At 64.2% G+C, this 22,641-nt stretch carries 18 protein-coding genes; 14 read left to right on the top strand and 4 right to left on the bottom strand.

The features are described 5' to 3' along the window. Window positions 1–95 precede the first annotated feature (95 nt). The 11 genes from AC07VL_RS14110 (at window position 96) to AC07VL_RS14060 (ending at window position 15,405) form a co-directional block, all read left to right on the top strand. Window positions 96–2,018 (top strand): glycoside hydrolase family 97 protein, encoded by a 1,923-nt coding sequence (locus AC07VL_RS14110; protein WP_494806437.1) that lies wholly within the window; start codon window positions 96–98, stop codon window positions 2,016–2,018. 16 nt (window positions 2,019–2,034) lie between these two features. Beyond that, complete coding sequence (locus tag AC07VL_RS14105) at window positions 2,035–3,579, top strand: alpha-N-arabinofuranosidase (protein ID WP_494806436.1); 1,545 nt, start codon at window positions 2,035–2,037, stop codon at window positions 3,577–3,579. A 94-nt stretch (window positions 3,580–3,673) separates the two neighbouring features. Next, complete coding sequence (locus AC07VL_RS14100) at window positions 3,674–5,206, top strand: glycoside hydrolase family 43 protein (protein WP_494806435.1); 1,533 nt, start codon at window positions 3,674–3,676, stop codon at window positions 5,204–5,206. A gap of 20 nt (window positions 5,207–5,226) precedes the next feature. Beyond that, window positions 5,227–6,267, top strand: a complete 1,041-nt coding sequence (locus tag AC07VL_RS14095; RefSeq protein WP_494806434.1) for an arabinan endo-1,5-alpha-L-arabinosidase — start codon at window positions 5,227–5,229, stop codon at window positions 6,265–6,267. 9 nt (window positions 6,268–6,276) lie between these two features. Further along, complete coding sequence (locus AC07VL_RS14090) at window positions 6,277–8,634, top strand: beta-L-arabinofuranosidase domain-containing protein (RefSeq protein WP_494806433.1); 2,358 nt, start codon at window positions 6,277–6,279, stop codon at window positions 8,632–8,634. Between the two features lie 178 nt (window positions 8,635–8,812). Continuing rightward, window positions 8,813–9,787: an ABC transporter substrate-binding protein gene (locus tag AC07VL_RS14085; RefSeq protein WP_494806432.1), complete on the top strand. Its 975-nt coding sequence runs from the start codon at window positions 8,813–8,815 to the stop codon at window positions 9,785–9,787. Window positions 9,788–9,796: 9 nt separating this feature from the next. Next, window positions 9,797–11,338, top strand: coding sequence for a sugar ABC transporter ATP-binding protein (locus AC07VL_RS14080; protein ID WP_494806431.1), 1,542 nt, complete (start codon window positions 9,797–9,799; stop codon window positions 11,336–11,338). Continuing rightward, a complete protein-coding gene (locus AC07VL_RS14075; protein ID WP_494806430.1) occupies window positions 11,335–12,420 on the top strand; it encodes an ABC transporter permease in 1,086 nt (361 codons plus the stop codon). The genes AC07VL_RS14080 and AC07VL_RS14075 overlap by 4 nt, the downstream gene beginning before the upstream one ends. Beyond that, entirely contained in the window at window positions 12,417–13,391 is a 975-nt protein-coding gene (gene yjfF / locus AC07VL_RS14070) for a galactofuranose ABC transporter, permease protein YjfF (protein WP_494806429.1), read from the top strand. Before AC07VL_RS14075 ends, yjfF begins: the two co-directional genes overlap by 4 nt. A 4-nt stretch (window positions 13,392–13,395) precedes the next feature. Beyond that, the gene (locus AC07VL_RS14065) at window positions 13,396–14,370 is read left to right on the top strand and encodes a glycoside hydrolase family 43 protein (protein ID WP_494806428.1); all 975 of its coding nucleotides are present in this window, start codon (window positions 13,396–13,398) and stop codon (window positions 14,368–14,370) included. 93 nt (window positions 14,371–14,463) lie between these two features. Continuing rightward, window positions 14,464–15,405, top strand: coding sequence for a LysR family transcriptional regulator (locus tag AC07VL_RS14060; protein ID WP_070219038.1), 942 nt, complete (start codon window positions 14,464–14,466; stop codon window positions 15,403–15,405). 147 nt (window positions 15,406–15,552) lie between these two features. On the opposite strand, the gene AC07VL_RS14055 is transcribed toward AC07VL_RS14060, so the two are convergent. The 4 genes from AC07VL_RS14055 to AC07VL_RS14040 form a co-directional block, all read right to left on the bottom strand. Further along, window positions 15,553–16,818 carry a DUF6445 family protein gene (locus AC07VL_RS14055; RefSeq protein ID WP_494806427.1) on the bottom strand — a complete coding sequence of 422 codons (1,266 nt, stop codon included), beginning with the start codon at window positions 16,816–16,818 and terminating at the stop codon, window positions 15,553–15,555. A gap of 46 nt (window positions 16,819–16,864) precedes the next feature. Continuing rightward, window positions 16,865–17,596 (bottom strand): hypothetical protein, encoded by a 732-nt coding sequence (locus tag AC07VL_RS14050; protein ID WP_494806426.1) that lies wholly within the window; start codon window positions 17,594–17,596, stop codon window positions 16,865–16,867. A gap of 46 nt (window positions 17,597–17,642) precedes the next feature. After that, window positions 17,643–18,467: a hypothetical protein gene (locus tag AC07VL_RS14045; RefSeq protein WP_494806425.1), complete on the bottom strand. Its 825-nt coding sequence runs from the start codon at window positions 18,465–18,467 to the stop codon at window positions 17,643–17,645. Between the two features lie 85 nt (window positions 18,468–18,552). After that, complete coding sequence (locus tag AC07VL_RS14040) at window positions 18,553–19,950, bottom strand: caspase family protein (protein WP_494806424.1); 1,398 nt, start codon at window positions 19,948–19,950, stop codon at window positions 18,553–18,555. Between the two features lie 187 nt (window positions 19,951–20,137). Here AC07VL_RS14040 and AC07VL_RS14035 point away from each other — a divergent pair, with 187 nt between their 5' ends. From AC07VL_RS14035 to AC07VL_RS14025, 3 genes are all read left to right on the top strand, one after another. Continuing rightward, window positions 20,138–20,902 (top strand): hypothetical protein, encoded by a 765-nt coding sequence (locus AC07VL_RS14035; protein WP_494806423.1) that lies wholly within the window; start codon window positions 20,138–20,140, stop codon window positions 20,900–20,902. Next, window positions 20,899–21,918 (top strand): hypothetical protein, encoded by a 1,020-nt coding sequence (locus tag AC07VL_RS14030; protein ID WP_494806422.1) that lies wholly within the window; start codon window positions 20,899–20,901, stop codon window positions 21,916–21,918. Before AC07VL_RS14035 ends, AC07VL_RS14030 begins: the two co-directional genes overlap by 4 nt. 26 nt (window positions 21,919–21,944) lie before the next feature. Then, on the top strand, window positions 21,945–22,641 hold a 697-nt coding region (locus tag AC07VL_RS14025), incomplete at its 3' end, for a hypothetical protein (RefSeq protein ID WP_494806421.1).

Below are 22,641 nucleotides of genomic sequence, written 5' to 3'. Positions count from 1 at the left end.
CGCGGGCCTTTCCGCAGCCATACCTCCTTTGCAGCACCGCTCTTGCCGCCCCAACCCCGCGGCGGGAGAGGCATCGCCACGTCTGGAAGCTGAACATGAAATGTCTCGTTTGCAGCATCGCCCTCGTCTTCGCCAGCGCCGCCAGTGCGCAAGCCATGCAAGCACCTTTATCGAGTCCTGACGGCAGCCTGCAGGTCAAGGTCGCGCCGGGTCCTGCCGGCAGCGTCACCTATGCCGTGCAGCGCGCCGGCGTGCCCGTCATCCTGCCATCGGCGCTGGGCCTGCAATTTGCCGGCCTGGACCTGTCCCGCAAGCTGACCCTGGGCGCCGCCTCGCCGGTCACGCCCGTGGCCGAGCGCTACACCATGGCCACGGGCAAGCGCAGGGTCGTCGATTACGCGGCCAACGAGCAGCGCTTCACGGTGAGCAATGCGCAGGGGCAGGCCATGGACGTGGTGTTCCGCGTCTCCAACGATGGCGTGGCCTTGCGCTACGTGCTGGGCCAGGTGCCGGACGGGGCCGGCGCCATGCTGCGGGAAGGCACGGCGTTCAGCTTTGCACCCGCCACGCGGGCCTGGCTGCAGCCGATGCAGGTGGCGCAGACGGGCTGGATGCACACGAATCCTGCCTACGAAGAACATTACCGCATGGATATCCCCGTGGGCACGCCGTCGCCGCTGGCGGCCGGCTGGGTCTTTCCGGCCCTGTTCCGGTCGGGCGATACCTGGGTGGCGCTGACGGAAGCGGACATGGATGGCCGCTTCCACGCTTCGCGCCTGCAGGCGCAGTCCAGGGGCGGCGTCTACCGCATCGGCGCGCCGATGGCGGCCGAAGTGGCGCCCGGTGGCGCCTTGCTGGCGCAGGCGGCCACGGGCTTGCGTTCGCCGTGGCGCGTGCTGGCCATCGGCAGCCTGGCCACTGTCATGGACAGCACCCTGGGCACGGACCTGGCCGCGCCCGCCATCGCCTTCGACGGGGCCAAGGTACGGCCCGGCCACGCGGCCTGGAGCTGGGGCCTGCTGAAGGACGACGCCACCGTGTACGCGGTGCAGAAACAGTTCATCGATTACGCGGCCGACATGCGCTGGGACTACGTGCTTGTCGATGCGGACTGGGACCGCCAGATCGGCTACGCGAAAATGGCCGAACTGGCCGCGTACGCGGCGACGAAAAACGTGGGCCTGTTCCTCTGGTACAACTCCTCAGGCAGCTGGAACAAGACCACGTATTCCCCCAAGGGCAAGCTGCTGACCCACGCGCAGCGCCAACAGGAATTTGCGCGCCTGGCCGGCATGGGCATCAAGGGCATCAAGGTGGATTTCTTTGCCGGCGATGGCCAGTCGATGATGGCCTATTATCTGGGCATCCTGAACGATGCGGCGCAACACGGCTTGCTGGTCAATTTCCATGGCGCCACCTTGCCACGGGGCTGGGCCCGCACCTATCCGAACCTGATGACGGCCGAAGCCGTCAAGGGACTGGAATTTACCACTTTTGAACAGCGCGACCAGGATGCCATGCCCGCCCATGCGGCCATGCTGCCCTTCGCGCGCAACCTGTTCGATCCCATGGATTTCACGCCCATGGTGTTGGGCGACGTGCCCAACATCCGCCGCGCCACGCGCAACGGTTTTGAACTGGCGCTGTCCGTGCTGTTCCTGTCGGGCGTGCAGAACTTTGCCGAAGTGCCGGCCGGCATGGCCAGCGTGCCGGCCTATGTGAAAACGTTCTTGCAGGAACTGCCGCGCAGCTGGGATGACAGCCGCTTCCTCGGTGGCGTGCCCGGCCAGTACCTGATGCTGGCGCGCCAGGCAGGCGAGCGCTGGTACGTGGCCGGCATCAATGCCCAGGCCAGCGCGCAGACCTTCACCGTGGACTTGTCCTTCCTGGAAGGCAAGCGCGGCGCCCTCATCACGGATGGCGCCAGCGAGCGCGCATTCAGCCAGCAGGAAATTGCGGCCGGCAAGGCCGTCATCACGATCAAGCCGCACGGCGGCTTTGTAGCCATTTTTAATTAAAACAACAGGAGACAGCATGAAACTCGTCAACACCAGCATCCTGGCCTTGAGCCTGGCCATCGGCAGCGCCTTCGCCGCCCCCGTGAATGTCACCATCGACGTGGCCAAGCCCGGTCCCGTGATCAACAAGAATGTGTACGGGCAGTTCGCCGAACACCTGGGCACGGGCATCTACGAGGGCATGTGGGTGGGCCCGGAATCCCCCATTCCGAATACCAAGGGCTGGCGCAACGACGTGCTGGGCGCGCTGAAACAGCTGCACGTGCCGCTGGTGCGCTGGCCGGGCGGCTGCTTTGCCGATGAGTACCACTGGAAGGATGGCATCGGCGCGCGCGACCAGCGCCCGACCAAGGTCAATACCAACTGGGGCGGCGTGGAAGAGTCGAATGCCGTCGGCACGCACGAATTCTTCGACCTGGCCGAGCTCTTGGGCGCGCAGACCTATATCAACGGCAACCTCGGTTCCGGCACGCCGCAGGAAATGTCCGAATGGCTGGAATACATGACCTCGGACAGCAAATCGACCCTGGCCGAACTGCGCCGCAAGAATGGCCGCGCCCAGCCGTACAAGGTCGATTACTTCGGCATCGGCAACGAAGCCTGGGGCTGCGGCGGCAATATGCGCCCGCAGTACTACACCGACCTGTACAAGCACTACCACACCTTCATGAAGACGCCGGAAAGCGCGCGGCCGAAATTCATCGCCAGCGGCGGCAATGACGACGACACCAGCTGGTCCGACACCCTGAGCCGCGAAATCAAGCCGAACATGATGGACGCCATCAGTTTCCATTACTACACGGTGCCGACGGGCGTGTGGGAAAAGAAGGGCGCGGCCACGGGCTTTGGCGAAAACGAGTGGATTTCCACCCTGAGCCGCACCCTGCGCATCGATAGCTTGATCAAGAACAATCTCGCTGCCATCGACAAGAACGATCCGTCGAAAAAGACGGGCTTGTACGTCGATGAGTGGGGCACCTGGTACGACGTGGAGCCGGGCACGAACACGGGCTTCTTGTTCCAGCAAAACAGCTTGCGCGATGCGCTCGTCGCGGCCCTGAACTTCAATATCTTCCATGCCCACGCGGACAGGGTGCGCATGACGAATATCGCGCAAATGGTCAACGTGCTGCAGGCCATGATCATCACGGACAAGGACAAATATTTCGTCACGCCGACGTATCATGCGTTTGAAATGTACGTGCCGTTCCAGGATGCCACGTCCTTGCCGGTTGCCATCGCCGGCAATGGCAAGTACAGCCTGGGCAAGGTCAGCATTCCCGAAGTGAGCGCCTCGGCCGCCCGCGCCAAGGATGGCAAGGTGTACTTGTCCTTGGTCAACACCAATCCGCACAAGGCCGTCGACGTCAACGTGGCGCTGGCCGGCAAGCAAGTGGCCAGCGTGAATGGCCGCGTGCTGACCGCAGGCAAGATGGATGCCGTCAACAGCTTTGCGCAACCGCAAGCCGTGCAGCCGGTGGCGTTCAATGCCAAGGCGCAAGGCGGCAAGCTGACCGTGTCGGTGCCCGCCAAGGCCGTCGTGGTGGTCGCCGTGGAATAAGCCGCCAGCTTCCTGCTGTCTACTCTGTGCCGGCGCGGGAGCTTTCCTGCGCCGGCCAGCCGCATCGTGCTGCACGTTGTAGAGAAAGTATTCCATGAACAGAAGAGAAGCTGTACTGGCGCTCGGTAGCGCCATGGCCCTGGCCGCCTGTGGCGGCGGTGCTTCGTCCGGGGGCGCGCCTGTCGTCTCCGTCACGCCGCCCGTCGTGCCCCCGGTCGTCCCGCCCGTCGTCACGCCGCCCGTACAGGGCGCCGTCACCTTTAGCAATGCCTCCGTGCATGACCCGTCCGTCATCAAGGTGGCCGATACCTATTATGTCTTCGGTTCGCACCTGGCGGCCGCCAAGTCCACGGACCTGATGAACTGGACGAAGATTGCCGACGGCGTCAACGCCGGCAATCCCCTGTTCAATAATGTCGTGGGTGCCTTGGCCGACACCTTTGCCTGGTCGCAAGTGACCGGACTGTGGGCGCCCGACGTGATCCAGCTCGACAATGGCAAGTTCGCCATGTACTACAACAGCTGCAAGGGCGACTCGCCCCGTTCCGCCATGGGCCTGGCCCTGGCCGACAAGGTGGAAGGCCCCTATGTGAACCAGCGGATTTTCCTCAAGTCCGGCATGTGGGGCCAGCTCAGCGAGGATGGCGTGAGCATCTACGATGCGCTGACGCAGCCGAACGTGGTCGACCCGAACACCTTCCGCGATGCCACGGGCAAGCTGTGGATGATCTATGGCTCGTATTCGGGCGGCATCTTCATCCTGGCCATGGACCCGGCCACGGGCTTGCCCGTCGCGGGGCAGGGCTATGGCAAGCATGTGATCGGCGGCAACCATAGCCGCATCGAGGGCGCGTACGTGCTGTACAGTCCGCAAACGCAGTATTACTACCTGTTCACCTCGTTTGGCGGCCTGGACGCGAACGGCGCCTACAATATGCGCGTGGCCCGCTCGCGCAACCCGGACGGCCCCTATGTGGATGCGAAGGGCAAGGACATGCGGCAAGTCAAGTCGAATCCCGCCTTGCCCCTGTTCGACGACGCGTCCATCGCGCCGTTCGGCCAGAAGCTGATGGGCAACCATCAATTCGCGCTGGCGGCGGGCGAAACGGGCACGCCGCCGGGGTATGTGTCTCCAGGACACAATTCGGCGTATTACGATAGCGCCACGCAGCAGTATTTCCTCCTCTTCCACACGCGCTTCCCGAACACGGGCGAGCTGCACGAACTGCGCGTGCACGAGCTGTTCATCAATGGCGATGGCTGGCTGGTGGCGGCGCCGTTCCGCTACGTGCCCTTGAGCAAGAGCGTCACGCCGCTGGCGGCGCAGGTGGCGGCCGCGGAGGTGGCGGGCAGCTATCAACTGATCAACCATGGCAAGGATATTTCCACGGCGCTCAAGCTGTCGCAAAATATCGCGCTGCTGGCCAATGGGACGGTCAGCGGGGCGCAGACGGGCACGTGGCAGCACCAGGGCAACAACTTGCTCGCCATCACCCTGGCGTCCGGCGGCCTGTTCAATGGCGTGCTGTCGCGCCAGTGGCATGCCAATGCGAATGCCTTCGTCGTCACGTTCACGGCGCAGTCCATCGACGGCGTGTCGCTGTGGGGCGCCCGCACGGGCACATAAAGTAACAATCAAGGAGAACCATGATGCACACGCTTAAGCGCGGCCTGGCCGCCGTTACCGCCACCTTGCTGGCGCTGTCCTGCCATGCCGCGCAATTGAGCGTGCACGACCCCGTGATGGCCAAGGAAGGCGACACGTATTATTTGTACAGCACGGGTCCCGGCATCACCTTCTACAGCTCGAAGAACATGGTGGACTGGCAGCCGGAAGGGCGCGTCTTCGCGGGCCAGCCGACCTGGGCGAAGACGGCCGCGCCCTCGTTTGACGACCACATCTGGGCGCCCGACGTACAGTTCCATGACGGCAAATATTACCTGTACTACTCCGTGTCCGGCTTCGGCAAGAATACCTCGGGCATCGGCGTCACCGTCAACACCACCTTGAATCCCCGCTCGCCCGACTACCGCTGGGTCGACCAGGGCATGCTGCTGCAATCGGTGCCCGAGCGCGACGAGTGGAATGCCATCGATTCGAACATCATCACCGACAAGCAGGGCACGCCGTGGATGGCCTTCGGCTCGTTCTGGAACGGCATCAAGCTGGTGAAACTCAACGCGGACTGGAAAACTATTGCGGAACCGCAAGAGTGGCACTCCTTGGCGCGCCGCGTACCGCTGCCGCCGCGCGCGGGCGAATTCAAGCCCGCGCCCGAGGAAATCGAGGCGCCGTTCATCTTCCAGCGCGGCGACGAGTATTTCCTCTTCGTTTCCTGGGGCCTGTGTTGCCAGAAGGAAAAAAGCACCTATCACCTGGCCGTGGGGCGCGCCAAGAGCGTGACGGGGCCGTACCTGGACAGGGATGGCCGCGACATGGCGCAGGGCGGCGGCACGGTGGTCTTGAAAGGCGACAAGGATTGGCAGGGCCTGGGCCACAACAGCGCCTACACCTTCGACGGCAAGGATTACCTGGTGCTGCACGCCTACGAGACGGCGGATAACTATTTGCAGAAGCTCAAGATCCTGCCCATGACGTGGGACAAGGAGGGCTGGCCGCAGGTGGACCCGCGCGACTTGAACCGCTACCGGAGCCGCGAATTGCCCGCCGCTACCGCCAAACCGTAAGGACGCATCGTGAAAAAAACCCTGTTGACGCTGGCGCTGGCCGCCGGCGGCCTGGCCACGCCGCTGCTCCAGGCGGCCCAGCTGTTTCCCCTCTCGGCCGTGCGCCTCGGTGCGGGACCGTTTCTCGACGCACAGACGACGGACTTGCAGTATTTGATGTCGTTTGACCCGGACAAATTGCTGGCGCCGTTCCGCCGCGAGGCGGGCCTGCCGCAGATCCAGCCCAGCTATGGCAACTGGGAAGCGACGGGCCTGGACGGCCACATGGGCGGGCATTACCTGTCGGCGCTGGCGCTGATGGTGGCGTCCACGGGCGACGCGCAGGCGCGCGAACGCCTCGACTACATGCTGGCGCAGCTGAAGCAATGCCAGGACGCGAATGGCAATGGCTACCTGGGCGGCATTCCCGATGGCAGCGCCGCCTGGCAAGCCGTGGCCCGTGGCGAGCTACAGGCCGACACCTTTTCCGTCAACGGTCGTTGGGTGCCGTGGTACAACCTGCACAAGGTATTTGCCGGCTTGCGCGACGCCTACCAGTACACCGGCAATGTCGAGGCGAAAACCATGCTGGTGGCCTTGTCGGACTGGGCCGTGAAACTGTCGGCCTCGCTCACCGACGCACAGATGCAAGCCATGCTGCGCGCCGAGCACGGCGGCATGAACGAAGTGCTGGCCGACGTCTACGCGATGACGGGCGAGCAGCGCTACCTGGACCTGGCCGTGCGCTTCTCGCACCAGGCGGTCTTGCAGCCGCTGGCGGCCCGCCAGGACAAGCTGACGGGTCTGCATGCGAATACGCAAATCCCGAAAGTCATCGGCTTCGAGCGCATCGGCGCACTGACGGGCCGGCGCGACTGGCAGCAGGCGGCGCAATTCTTTTGGCAAACCGTGCACGACAAGCGCACGGTGGCCATCGGCGGCAACAGCGTCAAGGAGCACTTCCACGACGAACACGACTTTAGCTCGATGGTGGAGGAAGTCGAGGGGCCGGAAACCTGCAATACCTACAATATGCTCAAGCTCACGCAGCAGCTGTTCCGCCGCGACGAGCAGGTCCAATACGCGGATTACTACGAGCGCGCCCTGTATAACCACATCCTCTCGTCGCAGCGCCCCGGCACGGGCGGCTTCGTGTATTTCACGCCCATACGCCCGAATCACTACCGCGTGTATTCGCAAGTGGACAAGGGCATGTGGTGCTGCGTGGGTTCCGGCATCGAAAGCCAGGCCAAGTATGGCGAGTTCATCTACGCGCACGACGGCGACGCCCTGTACGTGAACCTGTTCATGGCCTCCACCCTGGATTGGAGAGAGCAGGGCGTGACGATTACCCAGAGCACGCAGTTCCCTGACCGCGACACGACGCGCATCACCGTGCAGGGTACTAAGACGTTCAGCCTGAAAATCCGCTACCCGCAGTGGGTAGCCAAGGGCAAGCTGCGCGTCAAGCTCAACGGCAAGGCCCTGCGCGTGGCTGGCGTGCCCGGCGAGTACGTGACGATCACGCGCGCCTGGAAGAGCGGCGACAAGGTCGACGTGACCCTGCCGATGACGACGCGCCTGGAGCAGATGCCGGACCAGTCGAACTACTATGCCGTGCTGCACGGCCCCATCGTGCTGGCCGCGAAGACGCAGCCGTTCGCCAATGAACAACTGAACTATTTTGCCGACGACACGCGCATGGGCCATATCGCCCAAGGGCAAGTGTGTCCGCTGGAATCGTCACCGCTGTTCGTCAGCGACGAGCAGGATTTCATGCGGAGAATCAAACCCGTGAAGGGCCAGGCGCTGACCTTCACGGCGCCTGGCTTGATCCAGGGCAAGGATGCGGCCACCTTGCGGCTGATTCCCTTCTTCCGCCTGCACGACTCGCGCTACATGCTGTACTGGCCCGTGTCCACGCCCGCCAGGCTGGCGCAGCTGCAGGAAAGCACGCGCCAGGCGCAAGCCGAGCGCCTGGCCCTCGATGCGCAGACCATCGATCAGGTGGCGCCCGGGCAGCAGCAGCCGGAATCCGACCACAACTTCCAGGCCGAGGGCGGAGAGAATGGCGTCAACAAGGGCAGGCACTGGCGCCATGCGACGGGCTGGTTCAGCTATGAGCTCAGCGACCCGAAGAGCGAAGCGGCAACCTTGCGCCTGACCCTGTCCACGCTCGATGCGGGCAGGACCTTCGACGTGCTGGTCAATGGCACGCCGCTGCAGACGGTGGCCGTGGCGGCCGATGCGCCGCAGGAATTGCACACGCTCGATATCGCCATTCCCCAGGCCCTCGTGGCGGCGGCGAAGGGCAAGCTCAGCGTGAAATTTGTCGCCGGCAAGGATAGCGTGGCCGGCGGCCTGTACGGGCTGCGCCTGCTGCGCTGACAGGAAAGCACGCCCGGGGAAGGCCACGGCAGCCGTCAAGCGATACGCAAATCGGTATCGCAAGCGAAAAAGAATTGATTGGATGGCTATGTTGCTTTCTCCTACCATGGGTTCATAAAAAACCGCCCATCCGGCATCCGGCTGTGATGGTATTCCAATAAAAAAACTGGAGACAAGAATGACCTTGAGCCGCCGCACCCTCCTCGCCAGCGCCATGCTGCTGGCCGCTTCCGCCGCCACCTTCGCCACGCCTTCCGCGTTTGCCGCCAAACCCCTCGTCATGGGTTTTTCGCAGGTAGGCGCCGAGAGCGAATGGCGCACCGCCAATACCGTCTCCATCAAAGATGCTGCCAAGAAAGATGGCGTCACCCTGAAATTTGCCGATGCGCAGCAAAAGCAGGAAAACCAGGTCAAGGCCCTGCGCTCCTTCATCGCGCAAAAGGTCGACGTCATCGCCTTCTCGCCCGTCGTCGAGTCGGGCTGGGACACGGTCTTGCGCGAAGCCAAGGCTGCCAAGATTCCCGTCATCCTGACGGACCGCGCCGTCAACGTGGCGGATAAATCGCTGTACGTGACCTTCATCGGTTCCGACTTCGTGGAAGAGGGCCGCCGCGCCGGCCAGTGGCTGCTCGATTACGCCAAGAAAACCCCGGATGCCACACTGAACATCGTCGAACTGCAGGGCACGGTCGGCTCCGCGCCCGCCATCGACCGCAAGGCGGGCTTCCAGGAAGTGATCGGCAAGAATCCGAAGATGAAGATCATCCGTTCGCAAACGGGCGACTTTACGCGCGCCAAGGGCAAGGAAGTGATGGAAGCGTTCCTGAAGGCGGAAGGCAAGAAGATCAACGTGCTGTACGCCCACAATGACGACATGGCCATCGGCGCCATCCAGGCCATCGAAGAAGCGGGCATGAAGCCGGGCAAGGACATCATCATCATCTCCATCGATGGCGTGAAAGGCGCGTTTGAAGCCATGATCGCCGGCAAGCTGAACGTCACCGTGGAATGCAGCCCATTGCTTGGCCCGCAACTGATGTCCATCGCCCGCGACGTGGTGGCCGGCAAGCCCGTGCCGGCGCGCATCACGACGGTGGAGAACGTGTTCCCTGCCGAGGTGGCCGCCAAGGAATTTCCGAACCGTAAATACTAAGCTTGCCGCATGATGAACACGCAAGCGCATCACACTGCCGCGCCAGCTCCCTTGCTGGAGTTGCGCGGCATCAGCAAAGCCTTTCCCGGCGTCAAAGCACTCAGCGATGTCGCCCTGCGCCTGTATCCGGGCGAAGTGCACACCCTGATGGGGCAGAACGGCGCCGGAAAGTCGACCCTGATCAAGGTGCTGACGGGCGTGTACACGCCCGACAGCGGCCAGATCCTGTTTGACGGCACGCCCATCGCCCCCGCCTCCACCTCGGATGCGCAGGCGCTCGGTATCAGCACCGTGTACCAGGAAGTCAATCTGTGCCCGAACCTGTCGGTGGCAGAGAACATCTTTATTGGCCGCTATCCGCGCCGCTTCGGGGCCATCGACTGGCGTGCCATGCAGCAGCAGGCGCGTGCCTTGCTGCAGCAATTGCAGATCGATATCGATGTCACGGCACAACTGTCCAGCTTTCCGCTGGCCATCCAGCAAATGGTGGCCATTTCGCGCGCGCTGAATATTTCGGCCCGCGTGCTGATCCTCGACGAACCCACGTCCAGCCTGGACGAGGCGGAAGTCCATCTGCTGTTTTCCGTGCTGCGCCGCCTGCGCGCGCAGGGCATGGCGATCCTGTTCGTGACGCACTTCCTCGACCAGACCTATGCCATTTCCGACCGCATCACGGTCATGCGCAACGGCGAGCGCGAGGGCGAATATGCGTGCAGTGAACTGTCGCGCCTGGCGCTGGTGAACAAGATGATCGGCGTGGCGGCCGACACGCAGGAACAGGCGTTTGATCTGGCGCAAGAAGCGGGCGCGGCCAGCTTCGGCCCGACCGTGCTGGAAGCGCAGGGCCTCGGCCGCAAGGGCGCCCTGCTGCCCATGGATTTCCACATCCGCCAGGGTGAGTTGCTGGGCCTGGCCGGCTTGCTCGGTTCGGGCCGCACGGAACTGGCGCGATTGCTGTTTGGCGCCGACAAGGCGGACTCGGGCACGATCACCATGCAGGGCCAGCCGCGCCACTTCCACGTGCCGCGCGACGCCATCGCCGCCGACATCGGTTTCTGCTCGGAAGACCGCAAGCACGAGGGCGCGATCCTGTCGCTGTCCGTGCGCGAAAACATCATCCTGGCCTTGCAAGCCCGCACGGGCTTGCTGCGCGCCATCCCCTTCAAACGCCAGCAGGCGCTGGCCGATGAATACGTGAAGGCGCTGGGCATCAAGACGGCCAGCATCGAAACGCCCATCGGCAGCCTGTCCGGCGGCAACCAGCAGAAGGCCCTGCTGGCGCGCTGGCTGGTGACGTCGCCCGCCATGCTGATCCTCGACGAACCGACGCGCGGCATCGACGTGCGCGCCAAGCAGGAAATCATGAGCTATGTCAGCAAGCTGTGCCGCAAGGGCATGGCCATCCTGTTCATTTCGTCCGAACTGCCCGAGGTGCTGCGCTGCAGCGACCGCATTGTCGTCATGCGCGACCGCAAGGCTTGCGGCGATTATGCGCGCGGCGAGCTTGATGACAGTTCCGTGCTGCAAGTGATTGCCGGAGAGACCGCATGAGCATGACCACTTCGTCGCCCGCCGCCCCTGCGGCCCGGGCGGCTGCCACCACGGATTCTTCCATTGTGCATACCGTTTTACACCACCCCCTGAGCCGGCCCCTGGCCGCGCTGTTGCTGCTGTTGCTGGTGGCCTTCTGCGCCATCCCCGGCTTTTTCCACCTGGAAATCCGCGATGGCCATTTGTACGGCAGCGTGATCGATATCGTCAACCGCGCCGCCCCGCTGATGCTGGCGGCCCTGGGCATGACCCTGGTGATCGCCACGCGCGGCATCGACATTTCCGTGGGCGCCGTCGTGGCCCTGTCCGGCACCGTGGCCGCCATGCTGATCGGCGGCACCCTCGTGATGGACAACGGCGTGCCCACCTACGTGAGCAACATCCCCATGGGCTGGGCCCTGGCGGCGGCCCTGGGCGCGGCCCTGCTGTGCGGCGCCTGGAATGGCGTGCTGGTGGCGGGCCTGGGCTTGCAGCCCATCGTCGCCACCTTGATCCTGATGGTGGCGGGAAGGGGCCTGGCGCAATTGCTGACGGATGGCCAGATCGTCACCGTCTACTATCAGCCCTTCTTCTTCATCGGCAGCGGCTATTTGTTCGGTTTGCCCTTTTCCCTGTTCCTCGTCGCCGCCGTCTTCCTCATCACGGCCGTGCTGATGCGGAAAACCGCTTTGGGCCTGTTCATCCAGGCCGTCGGCATCAACCCCGTCGCCGCGCGCCTGGCGGGCATCCGGACGGCGACATTGATTTTCTTTGTCTACGTGTTTTGCGCCGCCTGCGCGGGCTTGTCGGGGCTGATGATCAGCTCGAACATCAAGAGCGCGGACGCGAACAATGCGGGCCTGATGCTGGAACTCGACGCCATCCTGGCCGTGACCCTGGGCGGCACGTCCCTGGCCGGCGGCAAGTTCAGCCTGGTGGGCAGCATGATCGGCGCCCTCATCATCCAGACCCTGACCTACACCATCTATTCGCTGGGCGTGCCGCCGGAAGTGAACATGGTCGTCAAGTCCGTCGTCGTGTTCCTCGTCTGCCTGTCGCAATCGTCGGAATTCAAGCAATTGCTGCATCGGAGAAAAGCATGAAGGGCTTGCTGCACACCCCGTATTTCACCTCGCTCGTCACGGTCCTGCTGCTGGTGGTGATGCTGGGCCTGGGCGGCGCCGCCTATCCGGGCCTGCTGTCCACGCAAGTGATCTTTAACCTCTTGATCGATAACGCCTTTTTGCTGGTGATCGCCGTCGGCATGACCTTCGTCATCGTTTCCGGCGGCATCGATCTGTCCGTCGGTTCCGTGCTGGCCCTGTCGACCATGATCGCCGCCTGGCTGCTCAACGTGGCGCACTGGCCGCCGAGCCTAGTGATCGCCACCGTGCTGGCGCTGGGCGCCGTATTCGGCGCCGGCATGGGCGCGCTGATCCATTATTTCAAGCTGCAGCCCTTCATCGTCACCCTGGCCGGCATGTTTCTGGCGCGCGGTTTGTGCTATTTGATCAGCATCAATTCCATCACCATAGCCGATCCGCTGTTCGTCGCCATGTCGCAGACGCAATTGGGCTTCCTCGGCGGTTTTGTGTCGCCCGGCGTGGTGATCGCCGTGGCGACCCTGCTGCTGGCCATCTGGCTGGCGCACGCCACGCCGTTCGGCCGCGCCGTGTATGCGATCGGCGGCAACGAGCAGTCGGCCCTGATGATGGGGCTGCCCGTGGGCCGCACCAAGGTGCTGATCTATGCCTTCAGCGGCTTTTGCGCGTCGCTGGGCGGCGTGCTGTTTTCGTTCTACATGCTGTCCGGCTATGGCTTGCATGCGCAAGGCACGGAACTGGACGCCATTGCCGCCGTCGTCATCGGCGGCACCCTGCTCAGCGGCGGCTACGGCTACGTGGCGGGCGCCTTGTCCGGCGTGCTCGTGCTGGGCACCATCCAGACCCTGATCGCCTTCGATGGCACGCTCAGCTCGTGGTGGACCAAGATCGTCATCGGCGGCCTGCTGTTCGTCTTTTGCGTCGTGCAAAGACTGATGGCCATGGGCCAGAAACATACCAACGGGAGTTAATCTGATGTTCAAGCAACACACACGTGCCGCCATCGGCATGGCGGCGGCGCTCGCCTGCGCCCCATTCGGCGCGCAGGCGGCCAACCCCATCGTGAAAAATATCTACACGGGCGATCCGGCCGCCCTGGTCGACAATGGCCGCGTCTACCTGTACGTGGGCCACGATGAAGCGAGCGCCACGGATACGGATTACCGCATGAACGAGTGGCGCGTGTATTCCTCCTGCGACATGGCCAACTGGACGGACCACGGCTCGCCCGTGCGTTACTCGACCTTCGCCTGGGCCGGCAAGGATGCGTGGGCGGGCGATATCGTCAAGCGCGGCGGCAAATACTATTTTTACTCCACCGTCGACCACAAGACCATCCCCGGCAAGGCCATCGGCGTGGCCGTCTCTGACAGCCCGACCGGTCCCTTCGTCGACGCGCGCGGCAGCGCCCTGATCACGAACGACATGACGAAACAGACGGCGATCCCGTGGGACGACATCGACCCGGCCGTCTTCATCGATACGGATGGGCAAGCCTATCTTTACTGGGGCAACACGGTCTTGAAGTACGCCAAGCTCAAGGCCAACATGACGGAGCTGGACGGCCCGATTTTGACCTTCGGCATGGATGCGTTCACGGAAGCGGCCTATATGCACAAGCATGCGGGCACCTACTATTTGTCGTACTCGCGCAACTTCCCAGAAGAAACGGCGTATTCGACGGGTCCCACGCCGACGGGGCCGTGGCATTTCCGCGGCACTATCATGGACAAGAATGCCGTGGTGAAAACCATTCACCAGGCCATCATCGAATTCAACGGCAAGTCCTACATCTTCTATCACAACGACAAATTGCCCGGCGGCGGCGAGTACCGCCGTTCCGTGGCCGTGGAAGAGCTGAAGTACAAACCGGACGGCACCATCGAGTTCATCCACCAGACGCAGCAGGGTCCGGCCGCCAATCCCAGCGCCGCCTGCAAGGCTTCCTGAGCGCCCGTTGATCATGCACAAAAAGGAGACAAACCGATATCTATAATATCGATATTAGCCAGAAACTGATATCGATCATGATATGATTTATTCATGGATACCCTCAACCCCAACTGGTTCTTGCGAGCCCGCCTGAAGACGCGGCAACTGCTGCTGCTGATCGCCCTGGACGAGCAGCGCAACATCCACCGCGCGGCGGAAGAATTGCACATGACGCAGCCGGCCGCGTCCAAGCAAATCAAGGACCTGGAAGAGATGCTGGACGTGCGCCTGTTCGACAGGTTGCCGCGCGGCATGGAGCCGACCATCTACGGCGAGACCATGATACGCCACGCGCGCATGGCCCTGACGAGCCTGTCGCTGGCGCATGACGACATCGTGGCCCTCAAATCAGGCTTGACGGGCCAGGTGGAAGTGGGCGTCATCATGACGCCGGCCATGGCCTTGCTGCCGCGCGCGATCGCCCGCATCAAGCAGCAGGCGCCGCTGATGCGCATCGGCGTGCACCTGGAGCACAGCAATACGCTGATGGACATGCTGCAGCATGGCACCCTGGACTTCATGATCGGCCGCATCCTGGAAAAGGAAAGCAGCGCCGGCCTCATCTACGAGGAATTGACGGAAGAGCCGGCCAGCGCCGTGGCGCGCAATGGCCATCCTTTGCTGTCGCGCAAGAATCTGCAATTGAAGGACCTGGCGGCCCAGCCGTGGATACTGCCGCCGCAAGGCAGCATCCTGCGCCACCGCTTCGACATGATGTTCCGCCGCGCCAGCCTGGAACCGCCCGTGGACGTGGTCGACACGACGGCCTTGCTCTTGATCACGTCCTTGCTGCAGCAGACGGATTCCCTGCACGTGATGCCGACGGAAGTGGCGCATTACTATGAATCGCTGAACGTGCTGAGCATCTTGCCCATCGAATTGCCGTGCAAGATGGATGCCTTCGGCATCATCCGCCAGCAGGATCATCTGCTGTCGCCGGGGGCGGATATGTTGTTAAAAGCGGTACGCGCCACGGCTGCGGACATGTATTGACGATCACCGAATAAAACGTCCATGGCGTTGTTGCCGTGCCTTGTCGTACATTCGTACTGCCTGCGGCACGGCGCCTAGCCCTGAACATTTTCTTCGGCGCCGTCACCAACTTCGGCGATTTTTACTGCGAACACCTGGGCCATATGCTTACTCCGGCACTTCAAAGAAAAACAGCTGCACCAATCGGCCATTTTCCGGCGTGTCGCCAAACACATTGCTGATTGAGTGGAAATAATGGCCCTTGTAGACGATCAGGCGGTTGTGGCGCATCGGCACTTCCAGCAGGGCTTGCCAACTGTCGCGCTGTTCCTGTAAGTCGTTGAATTTCTGCACTTTACTGTTCGGCAGCCAGCGTTTCTGGAAATCCTTGAAGCTGGCGTAGCCGCCCGCCTTCACGTCCGCCTCGGGCAGTCGCCGGTACCAGCCGCTGGGCTGGTGGCGCCAGAACGTGGTGCCGCCCTGGCACTGTTCGGGCGGGTTCAAATACAGCACGCCCGCATAGAAATTGAAATTGTTGCCCGTCTCATTGTCCACGTGGATATCCGTGCGCGCCATCGCGTCCGCATAGCTGAGGCGATACGAACCGTTGTCGGGCGAGATGAAGCGGATGGGGCGGCCCAGCGCCGTGGCGATGCGCTCCATGATGGCCTGGCTGGGCTGGCCCGCCGTCTGGCTGCCCGGATAGTTCTGTCCCGCATAGCGCTGCTGCTCGAATGGCAAAGCCAGCGCCTGGGCGCGCCAGGCGGCCGGGTCGGGCAGGAAGTCGTCGATGATGTGCAGGTCGGTTTCACGGATAAAATCGTGTATGTCATCTGCGACATTGAGCGGCGTCAACGTTTCGGCGTATTCCGCTTGCGGGTTGGCAAAGCCGATGCGGTACGTCTGCGCCAGCGCCGGATGCAGGGCCAGGGCTTGCGCATAGCGGGCCAGGGCCCGTTCCTGCTGTCCCGTGCGGTAATACAGCTCGGCCAGGCCTTGCAGGGTTTGCCAGCGCTGCGGGCGCAGGGCGTGGGCACGCTCCAGTTCGGCGATGGTCTCCATCAGCCGCTGTTTCCCCAGCAGCAATTCGGCATGAAGAATCGCGAAATCGTGTTCGTGCGGCGCCAGCCGCGCCGCCGTGGCGTAGCTGGCCAGCGCCGCCTCGCTGTCCGTGCCGCGCAGGACGTTGCCCAGGTTGTAGTGGAACAGGGCGTTGTCCGGCTGCTGCCTGAGCGACAGTTTCAACAGGCCGAGGCCGATGGTGCCCTGGCCCAGTTCCAGCATCGCCAGGCCCTGGAAATGCTGCGCTTCGGCCAGGGCCGGGTCCTGTTTATACGCGGCCTGGTAAGCGTTGATCGCCTCGATCAGCTTGCCCTGCTGCTGCAGTTGCCGGCCCTTGGCCAGTTGTTGTTCCGCCAGTGTCTGTTCGCCCATGTCACGATCCCGATGCAATGTGGCGAACAGTGTAACCGAGCTCGTTCTACAGCGCCTGGCTGACGGGAATTTCCTGCCCGTTCAGCTTGATCGCCACCTTGACGATCTGCGCCTTGACCTGGTTGCTGGCCATGTCCGCTTCCTGGGCGTAGGCATACACGATGATGGCGAAATCCTTGTAACCGCTGCGCGCCGCCTCGATCTTGCGCGCCGCGTCCTGGTCCACCTTCAGCAAGGAATAACCGTCGCCGTTGGTAAATGCCAGCTTGTAGTCGCCGTTGTCGTACATGTAGTAATACGTGCCCGCTTCGGCGAACTTGGCGGGGAAGGCGGCCTTGTCCATGACGTACGGCGACAGCGCGCCCTGGCCATTGATCTGGTAGCGCAAATAGCGTTTCGTCTTGGCTTCATTGACCTTGGCGTCGATCTGCGGCTTCAGGGCGTCGAGCACTTCCTGCTTGCGGAAGGCGTCGTTGCTGCCCGCATATTCGCGCGAGACGCGCTGCGCCACGGCCGCATAGTCGGGCGGCACGCCGGACAGGGCGATGTAGCTGTACATCAACTGGTTGCCGCTGGTGATGTCGACATAGCTGGAGGTGGGCGTGGCCGGGTCCGCCTGCGGCAGGCTGGCGGCCGCCGCTTTGACTTGCGCCTTGGCAGCCATGTCGGCCACGCTGGTGGCGGGCGCCGAGGCCGCAGGCGTTGCATTCTCGGAGGTCTTGCCGCAGGCGGACAGCAGGATGGCGATGGCGAGCAGGGCGGGCAGGGTACGGTGCATGATATTTCCTTCAAAGTAAGTGGAAAGTAAGTGGAGAGTGGGTGACTTAGCCGATGGTTTTGCGCTTGTATTCGCCTACGCCGTAAGCGGCCAGGACGATGGAAGACGCCAGCACCAGGTAAAAGCCGATGCCGAACGAGAGTCCCTGCCACACTTGGCCCAGCATTTCGCTGGCCATCTGTTCGGCCATGCGGGCCGCGCGGCTGCCCATGATGCCGCCCATGGTGTTGCCCGCGTCGCTGACGGCGCCCTTGATCTTGATGAACAGCAAGCTGCTGTGGAGGACGATGAACAGCAGCGGCGCGCACTTGCCCAGCGCCGCTTTCGGGTGGCGGCTAACCATGGTGGCACAGCAGGCGGCAATGGCCAGCAGGAAGAAGAATTGGGCCGAGGTAAAACCGCTGCCGCCATCGCGGGCAAAGCTTTCCAGGCTGTCCGCAGACAGGCCCAGCAGCTGCCAATAGGTGCGCGAGACGGAGGCGAACAAACGGATGCCGATGGTGTTGAAGATGAAGGCGCCGGCGATCAGCATGCCAAGAGCCCCCAGCACCTTGACGCCGAGCGCCGAGACGGCCCGGCCCCACAGTTGCTGGCCCTTGTCGCGCGCCAGCTTGGCGGCGCCGGCCATGTCTTCCTGCGCCAGTTGCTGGGCGGGAATGGCCGTGACAGTGGCGAGGCCGCCGGCGGCGTCGAAGCGCACGTCGACGACGGCGTTGATGGCGGGCGCCACGTCCGAGCGCCAGTGCGTGGCCACGTCGAAGGCATGCTGGATGCCGGCCACGCTGACGGAACCCTGTCCGCTCGGTTGGTAGGCGAGGATACGGCCCCGTTGGCCGGTGGTAATGGTTGCTGCCGGGCTGGATGTGTGCATAAGATTTCCCTGGTCACTGTCATGCTGTATTGCATGTACCCACGGATAACGGGGGCAGTTCAGGGAAATCCAAAATTATTTGAAATTATTTTTTCGGCGGCTGTAATACGTCCTTGGCGGCGCCTTGGTAATCCTTCATCAAGCCCATGAAGGCATCCTGCAGATGGCGGGCCGCATCCTGCGGCGGCGCGCCCGTGCGCCGCGCCAGGTCGAATTTGTAGGCGTGGGCGGGGCTGTAGCCGGCCTGCGAGGCGGCGTCCAGCAGCACGCCCGCCCGTTTCAATGACGCCGGGTCGCCCTTGACCATCAGCAATTCGGCCAGATAGGTCTGTGCGATAGGAAAGTCTTTCGCGGCCGCCTTTTCCAGCCACTGCATGCCCGCCTTCGGCTGTTTCACACCAGCATCACCGCCGCCGATACCGTAGCCGAGCGCCGTCAGCGCCACCAGGTCGCCGCCCCGCGCGCGTTTTTCCAGCTGCTGGCGGGGAAACGGCCGTGCCGCGATCTGCATGCGGATTTCATAGTTGATGTCTTGCAATACATTGCCTGGCCAGACTTTTGCGCCCGGGACGGCGGGCGACGTCGCTGGCGCCGGCGCCGGGAGGGGGGCGCGCATGCCGTTGTTGCCGGAAGCCAGCACGCCCGGCGCCGGCGGGTTGACGCCCTTGCCGCTGCCCATGTTCAGCACCAGGCGGGCTGACGTTTCGCCGAACGACACGCGGGGCTTTTGCACGTCGTGCGTCATGGCCGCCACCCGCGCCGCCACCTGCGAGAACAGCTCGCCCATGGACAGGCCCGGCGCGTCCAGCGCGTCGAGCAGGGCGCTCGTGTAGGGGCTGTTGCGCGAATCGGGCGACCAGAAATCACGCGCCAGGGCGCCGGGACCGGCCGAATAGGCTATCACCACGCCCCGTGGCGCCTGCGTGTCGGCAAAGCCGTGGCTGGCCGCATTGCCGCCGGGCAGCGCCACGGCGCCGCCGCGCGTATATTCCTGGCGGCATGCGTCGAGGATGAGCACGGCGCCGCGCGCGCCCGTGCGCTGCAGGTCGCCCGCCAGGCTGGAGACGGACACGCCCTGCGCGGCGATGGCGGACGCGCTCAGCGCATTCATGTTGGCGCCCAGCGGCAGCACATAATTGGCTTCGCCCGCCTGCGCGCCGTGGCCCGCGTAAAACACGAGGGCGAGATCGGCGCCCCGTGCCTGGGTGGAAAACTCGGCCGACGCCTTTTGCAGCTGCGCCGCCGTGACGTCCGTGCGCAGCAGCACTTCAAAGCCCAGGCGGCGCAGGCGCTCGGCCATGGCGCGCGCATCGTTCACGGGGTTTAGCAACGGCTGCGGATAGGCCGCATTGCCGATCACCAGCGCCATGCGCTTGCCGGGCGCGCTGGCGGCGTTGCCCGCCACGGCCGTCGCGGCGGCCAGTGCGAAGTTGCTGTTCAGCAAAAAGAAGAGGGTCAACAACAGGGCAAATAGGCGGCGCATCGGTGTCTGGTGGAATTGTCGTTGAAGTAACAAAAGTTAGCGATTTCCAGTTTGATATGAGAAAATTGCTTAAATGCATTTTACCTTACTGACAAGTTTCTCTTGTCTGGCAGCGCATTGCTTGTTTGCCGGTGCGCAGTGCCGCCGGCCAGTGGCGCGTGCCGCCCAACCCACGATCGGACCGGCTTTGCAATCGGAACAATTTGAACGGATTCATGATTTCTGGACCCGCCGCCAGCAGCTGACACAAGGCGAACTAGGCGAGTTTTACCAGCGCGTGATCGCCGCGCTGACGCCGTGCCGCCCGCGCGAGGCGGCCTCGCTGGGCGATACCCTGGCCGACTTGCGCCACCAGTTTTTCATCGAAAAAGTCTTGCACGGCGACAGCGATGCCGCGCCGCACCACGTCGGCGCCCTGTTTTTGTACTTCAAGCGCTTCGTCATCGACCAGCTGCGCAAGTTGCGCGATGACGAGGACGCCGACGCGCAGGAGGGCTGCGACTTGCAGGCGCCCGACGCCTATGCCGCGCCGCTGCGCGACTACCAGCTCACGCCGCAGCAGGTGCGCGCCGAAGCCGACGTCTTCATCGCCACCTTGCCGCGCGACTTGATCTTGCTGCTGCGCCACTGCGGCTGCGGCGGCATGCCCGTCAAGGAGCTGGCAGAACAGATCGCCTCCGCCCACTACCACGGCGGCAAGCTGGGCCTCGTGCACCGGCAGAAGGGCGATCGCCTCAGCGCCGGGCGCCAGGTGGTCGAGCCGGCCCACCGCGCCACCCTGCTGGGCAGCTGGGTCTTGACCCTGCTCAAGCTGCGCGTGGGCGACAGCCTGGGCGCGGGCGACCTGCAGGCGGCGCAAATAGTTTTGGATATTTTATGCGCGGCCGCGTTATCCCTGCACATGGACCCCGTGTCCACCTCCCCCGACACTGATGAAAGGCCACCGGCATGAATGCATTGACGCCCCCGCTGGCCATCGTGGCCGCGCGCCTGCCGTCGCCGCCGTCTTCCGCCGAACTGCTGGATGCGGATATCAGCGGCGAGACCCCCGACTGGCGCGGCATTGCCGTGCCGGCACACCTGCTGCAACGCTTTGCGCGCCGCAGCGACGCGGCGCCGCTGGCCGCGCGGCCCATTGCGGGCGGACAGGTGCACCTCTTGGCGCGTTGCCCCGGCTTCGGCGCCGTGCTGCTCGATGCCTGGGACAGCACGCGGCAGCGCTGGCGCGGCTGGCTCGTCACGCCCGACACGGCGTATGCGGATGCCTGCGGTCTGGTGGTCGAGGAGCGCGACGCCCCCGCCGATCCCCGCGCCGGCCTGGTGCTGTGCGACATGCCGCTGGCCCTGGCCGTGACGGACCTGGGCGCCTGCATCGGCGTGTTCAGCCAGGAGCGCCTGCAGGCGGCGCGCTGGCTGGAAGCACATGGCCGCGCCAATGCCGCGGCTGCTGCGCCCGGCGTCATCGCCCGCGTGGCCTTGCCTGGCGACGATTACGCCTTGACGGGCACGCCCCTGTCGAGCGAGCTGGGCAAGGATGGCCGCGTGGCCTACCGGCAATTGCTGCGCCAGGGGCTGCAGCAGCTGCAGATCGCGTCGGCCGATGCCGTCGCCCCCGTATCGAAGCCGGTGCGGGCGGCCAATGCCAGCCGCTGGCTGAAGGTCATCACGGCCGTGGCCGCCAGCGTGATGGTGGTGCAGTCGGCGTGGCTGTTCCTGCCGAAAGACCAGGCTGTCGTCGGTAATGCGGAGTTCCGCAGCGGCAGCGGCGTCGAGACGGGCGTGCGCACGCGCGTGCTGTTCCGCGCCGACGCGACGGAAGCGGAGCTGCGCACCTGGCTGCAGCGCGAGCAGCTGGAAATCGTCGCTGGTCCGGACACGCTCGGCGCCTTCACCTTGCTGTCGCGCAACCGCCAGAAAGTCTTGCCGCCGCCCGGACCGGGCAATCCGCTGGCCGTCATCAATCCCTGACCCGAAATAAGAGAAAGTTATCCAGCATGACAACGTATAAGAGTTTTGTATCCGCGCACTGGCGCAAGCTGATGGCCGGCGTGGCCGCCGGCGTCCTGTTGACGGGTTGCGCCATGACGCCGAATGGCCGCGGCGGCGTGATGGTGGGCCTCGATACGGCCGAGCTGTTCGGCACGCCGATCTCCACCTTCTGCCTGCGCGACGGCACGGAGGGCACCTTGCGCAAGGACCCGCAGGGCAAGTATTCGATCAAGCTGTCGCAGGCCTTCCGCGTCGTGCCGCTGGCCAACGCCGTCACGGCCCGCGTGGCGCGCGTGGAAAACGTGGGCGAGCGCACGGTCGTGATCGTGGAAACCCAGGAGCGCAGCTGCGCCTACCGCTATGAAGTGCTGGCCTTCCAGGGCACGGACGTGCTGCAATGGACGGTGGGCAATTGCAAGGACCGCCCCCGCGTGGAGCTGGCGGCCGACGGCAAATCCCTCAATATCGACTTCCCCAATTACAACCAGCTGTCGCGCATGATCTACACGGACAGCCGCCTGCTCAACGCCAGCGTGCCCGTGCCGCCCGGCGTCGATACGCGCGCCCAGCCGTTTGCCGACGATGCCTTGCGCGCCACCGGCCCCGCCATCGCCACCGTGCCGGGCAGCGATGCCGGCAGCGGCCGCGTGATTCCCGCGCCGCCGGCCGCCGCCGCCCCGGCGCCCGCCGCCAAGCCCGCCC

The sequence above is a fragment of the Janthinobacterium sp. GW821-FHT03C08 genome, assembly GCF_059420905.1.
This window is presented reverse-complemented; position numbering and strand designations above follow the sequence as displayed.

Bases quoted from the DNA above. Each gene is read 5' to 3' on its own strand.
- AC07VL_RS14105 (WP_494806436.1), top strand. From the start codon at position 2,035: ATGAAACTCGTCAACACCAGCATCCTGGCCTTGAGCCTGGCCATCGGC.
- AC07VL_RS14050 (WP_494806426.1), bottom strand. From the start codon at position 17,596: ATGCACCGTACCCTGCCCGCCCTGCTCGCCATCGCCATCCTGCTGTCC.
- AC07VL_RS14080 (WP_494806431.1), top strand. From the start codon at position 9,797: ATGATGAACACGCAAGCGCATCACACTGCCGCGCCAGCTCCCTTGCTG.
- yjfF (WP_494806429.1), top strand. From the start codon at position 12,417: ATGAAGGGCTTGCTGCACACCCCGTATTTCACCTCGCTCGTCACGGTC.
- AC07VL_RS14095 (WP_494806434.1), top strand. From the start codon at position 5,227: ATGATGCACACGCTTAAGCGCGGCCTGGCCGCCGTTACCGCCACCTTG.
- AC07VL_RS14075 (WP_494806430.1), top strand. From the start codon at position 11,335: ATGAGCATGACCACTTCGTCGCCCGCCGCCCCTGCGGCCCGGGCGGCT.
- AC07VL_RS14100 (WP_494806435.1), top strand. From the start codon at position 3,674: ATGAACAGAAGAGAAGCTGTACTGGCGCTCGGTAGCGCCATGGCCCTG.
- AC07VL_RS14055 (WP_494806427.1), bottom strand. From the start codon at position 16,818: ATGGGCGAACAGACACTGGCGGAACAACAACTGGCCAAGGGCCGGCAA.
- AC07VL_RS14040 (WP_494806424.1), bottom strand. From the start codon at position 19,950: ATGCGCCGCCTATTTGCCCTGTTGTTGACCCTCTTCTTTTTGCTGAAC.
- AC07VL_RS14065 (WP_494806428.1), top strand. From the start codon at position 13,396: ATGTTCAAGCAACACACACGTGCCGCCATCGGCATGGCGGCGGCGCTC.
- AC07VL_RS14085 (WP_494806432.1), top strand. From the start codon at position 8,813: ATGACCTTGAGCCGCCGCACCCTCCTCGCCAGCGCCATGCTGCTGGCC.
- AC07VL_RS14060 (WP_070219038.1), top strand. From the start codon at position 14,464: ATGGATACCCTCAACCCCAACTGGTTCTTGCGAGCCCGCCTGAAGACG.
- AC07VL_RS14045 (WP_494806425.1), bottom strand. From the start codon at position 18,467: ATGCACACATCCAGCCCGGCAGCAACCATTACCACCGGCCAACGGGGC.
- AC07VL_RS14110 (WP_494806437.1), top strand. From the start codon at position 96: ATGAAATGTCTCGTTTGCAGCATCGCCCTCGTCTTCGCCAGCGCCGCC.
- AC07VL_RS14030 (WP_494806422.1), top strand. From the start codon at position 20,899: ATGAATGCATTGACGCCCCCGCTGGCCATCGTGGCCGCGCGCCTGCCG.